Here is a 3905-nt window from a genome sequence, read left to right on the forward strand (position 1 = left end):
CGAGGCGCGACGGCAGGAGCAGGCGGCCCGCACCCAGCAGCGGATCGGCATCAGCCAGCGCCTGATCAGCCAGGCCGACTCCATCCGGCAGCAGGATCCGCGTACGGCGACCCAACTCGGTCTCGCCGCGGCGCAGCTCAACCCGGGCGACCCGGCCGAGGCCGGGCTGGTCAACACGGTGGTCGGAACCCGTTACGCGGGGACCCTCAGCGGCCATACCGGATCGCTGACGGCGTCGGCGTTCAGCTCCGACGGCCGTCTGCTGGTGACCGGGAGCGCCGACAGCACCGCACGGCTGTGGGAGCTGCCCGAGCGCGGCACCCCGCGGAGCCTGGCCCGGCTCACCGACCACACCGACCTCGTGGTGAGCGTCGCCCTCAGCAAGGACGCCACGCTCCTGGCCACGGGCAGTCAGGACGGGACCGTCCTGCTGTGGGACCTCGGCGACCGCCGTCACCCCCGCCGCCTGGCCCAGCTCACCGAGCACACCGACAGCGTGACCACGGTCGCGCTCAGCGCCGACGGGCGCACCCTGGTCAGCGGCAGTGCGGACGGCTCCGCGCTGGTCTACGACCTGGCCGATCGCCGTGAGCCGCACCGCCTGGCCCGCCTGGCCGAGAGCGACTCGCAGCTGGACGATCTGGCCCTCAGCGCCGATGGGCACACCCTGGTGACCAGCCGGTGGGACGGCACCGTGGTGTGGGATCTGAGCGACCGCGGCAAACCGCAGCGCCTCGACACGCTGGACGAGCTCAAGCGCTCGTCGGTCGACCTGACGCTCAGCGCGGACGGGCGTACGCTCGCCGTCAGCCAGCAGGATCTGCCCGTCTCGGTGTGGGATCTCAGTGACCGCGCCGACGTCCGCCGGGTGGCCCAGCTCACCGACGGCACCGGCTGGGTGACCGCGATCGCGCTCAGCGCCGACGGGCACACCCTCGTGGCCAGCTACGCGAGCCGTGCCGTACTGGGGTGGGACCTGACCCGTCCCGCCGTGCCCGTACGGATCGCCCAGCTCACCCACAACTCCGGGTCGCTGAACGCGATCGCCCTCAGCGCCGACGGACAGTCGCTGGCCATGGAGGGCCGCAACTACACCGAGCAGTTGTGGGACCTGACCGACGCCACCGGCCCGCGGCGCGTCGCTGAGGTCACCGGCCACCGCGACTCGGTGAGCGGGGTTGCCCTCAGCGCCGACGGACGGACCTTCGTCACCGGCAGCTACGACGGCACCGCGCAGGTGTGGAACCTGTCCCGGCCCGCCGCCCCCCGCCTGCTGGGCCGGCTGGAGGGCCACCTCGACTCGCTGGACGCGGTCGCGCTCAGCGCCGACGGACGCACCGTCATCACCAGCAGCACCGACGTCGTGCGGCTCTGGGACACCGCCGACCTCTCCATCAGCCGCCCCGTCGTCTCGATGCACGGGGGGACGAACTCGGTGGCTGCGTCGGCGCTCAGCCGGGACGGCCGGCTTCTCTCCGTGGGCCTCGCCGACGGAACGGTCGAGCTGTGGAACACGACGGACCGCCGCGCACCGCGACGCCTGGCCCGCTTCGAGGGGGTCCGGATCGGGCTGGACGTGCTGACCCTCAGCGCCGATGGGAAGACCCTGGCCGTCGGGAACGGCGTGAACGTCCAGCTGTGGGACCTGACCGAGCCCGCCTCGCCCCGCAAGGCGGCGCTGCTCAGCGATTCCTCCGGCGCCCTGGACGAACTGGCGCTGAGCGCCGACGGCCGGACGTTCGCCGCCGGCGGCCCGTACGGCGTGGTGCTGCTGTGGGACACGACCGATCCGAGTCGTCCCCGTCAGCTCACCCAGGTCGTCGGCGACTTCGGCTCGGCCAACGCGGTGACGCTCAGCCCGGACGGACACACCCTCGCCATCAGCGGTCAGGACGGCGCCGTTCTGCTGTGGGACCTGACCGACCGCAGCCACCCCCGCCGCCTGGCCGAACTCGACGGCAAGCTCAGCTCAACGTCGGGGGTGGCGTTCAGCGCTGACGGAAACAGCCTGGCCGGTGGCTTGCGACGCTCCGCCGGCGTGTGGGATCTGGCCCAGCTCAACGATCTCCGCCGGCACGCGACCGAGCGCGCCTGTGCTGTCAACGGCGGCCTGACCCGGGCCGAATGGGCGCGCTATGTGACCGACGTTCCCTACGAGAGGACCTGTCGGTAGAGGGGGTCAGGCGTCGGTCAGCTCGCCCGCCAGCAGGCCCATCGTGTACTGGTCGTACCACCGGCCGTCGCGGCGGAAGACCTCGCGCAGGCGGCCCTCCTGCACGAAGCCGACCTTGCGGTACGCGCGCCAGGCCGCCTCGTTCTCCGTCACGACCGTCAGGGTGATCTTGTGCAGGCGCATCTTGTCGAAGCCGTAGCGGCACACTGTGCGGACAGTGTCCGTCGCATACCCCTTGCCCCAGTAGTTCTTCTCACCCAGATAGATGTCCAGCTCGGCGAGGCCGAGCTCGGGCTCGGCGCCGTGCAGCCGGACCAGGCCGATGAGCTTGTCATCGGCCTGGACCTCGACGCCCAGCAGCAGGTCGCCGTACTCGTTGCGGCCCCGCTCCTCGCCCAGCCACCGCGTCACCTGGGCCAGCGACTGCGGATGGCTGTCCTGCATCCAGCGCATGACCTCCGGGTCGTGGTTCCACCGCCACAGCGCCTCGGCGTCGGACGGTTCCATGGCTCGCAGTCGCACCAGATCACCCAGCATGGTTGCCAGGATTATCACGACCGGGGGCGGCCCGCGACGTAAATATCGCCATCGGCCACCGCCACGTCGCGCGCGCTGCTGGCCCCGGTGGCCAGGATCCAGGCCGGGTCACGACGACCGTCGATCACCTCGATGCGCTGCACCGGCCTGGGAGTGGCGATCGTGGTCTCGTACCGCCAGAAGCTGCCGGCGGTCAGCCGGTAGGCGCCGATGCCGGGCGTGCCGTCCGCCGGGGTCGCGTAGATCCGCCAGCTCGCCGGTCCGGCCGGCTCCATGTCGCGCACCCGCACCCCGGTGGCCACCTCCCGGGTGCGCCAGCCGCCGGGCCCGGCCCACGTCCCGGTGTGGGTGTGCACCACGCCGGCCTGGTCGAGCTGCATCCACACCACGAACGGCGCGACCCCGAGCGTCGTGCCGACCAGGTTGATGTAGTCCGGCGAGCGCGGGTTCACCGTCTGCAGCGGCGTCTCCGCCACCTTGAGGTGCGCCTCCTGGTCGGCGTCGTCGATCGAGGTGCCCAGCGACCGCCCGGCGGCCGAGCGGAAGGTCAGCGAGCCCGGGTCGAACGCCGTGTAGTAGATGTTGCGGTGGTAGCGGTCGTGCAGGTGACCCTCGGGACCGCCGCCGGCCAGCGTGTAGACGATGCCGACCCGCTCACGGTGCAGCAGCGTCGCGGGCTCGTAGCGCAGCTGGCCGATGTAGATCTCGTTCATGTTGTCCGGCCGGTTCAGCGGCGCGATCGCCCAGCGGTCCCCGGTCAGCGTGGTCGAGCTCTGCCAGGTGCGCCCGTCGTCGGTCGACCGGACGTACTTCATCGGCCGGGTGTCGGTCGGGAAGGCCGGGTCGAAATCCCCGGCGGTCTCGCGGAAGAAGACGAAGATCGTGCCGTCGGCGGTGCGGAAGGGCATGGGGTACGTCGCCCCGAGCCCTTCCGCGATGTTCACGTCGGTCCAGGTGCCCTCGATCGAGTGCGGTCGCGGCGAGCGGGCCACCCACAGCTCACGGTTGTGCAGACCGCGGAAGACCAGCAGGTGACCGTCGGCGGCCTGGATCATGGTCGGGTAGTTGTGCGAGTCGTTGTCGCCGCCGGCCACCCGGACCGGGTCGCTCCAGGTGCCGGTGCGGTGCTCGTAGGACTGCACGTAGTTGTCCTCGTACTGCCCGGCCCAGGAGATGAACGTCCGGCCCACGGCGG

General features: G+C 71.7%; 3 protein-coding genes. 1 reads left to right on the plus strand and 2 read right to left on the minus strand.

Going from position 1 to position 3905, the window contains the following annotated elements:
- Window positions 1-2173, plus strand: a 2173-nt coding sequence (locus AB0C29_RS37405) for a WD40 repeat domain-containing protein (protein ID WP_360830757.1), incomplete at its 5' end; no start/stop codon positions are given.
- 6 nt (window positions 2174-2179) lie between these two features.
- On the opposite strand, the gene AB0C29_RS37410 is transcribed toward AB0C29_RS37405, so the two are convergent.
- Together AB0C29_RS37410 and AB0C29_RS37415 are read right to left on the minus strand one after the other, a co-directional pair.
- Window positions 2180-2710 carry a GNAT family protein gene (locus AB0C29_RS37410; protein WP_360830760.1) on the minus strand — a complete coding sequence of 177 codons (531 nt, stop codon included), beginning with the start codon at window positions 2708-2710 and terminating at the stop codon, window positions 2180-2182.
- Between the two features lie 14 nt (window positions 2711-2724).
- Window positions 2725-3905: BNR-4 repeat-containing protein (locus tag AB0C29_RS37415; protein WP_360830763.1), on the minus strand; the 1181-nt coding region annotated here is incomplete at its 5' end.

The organism is Actinoplanes sp. NPDC048791, from assembly GCF_040650095.1.
GTDB lineage: Bacteria > Actinomycetota > Actinomycetes > Mycobacteriales > Micromonosporaceae > Actinoplanes.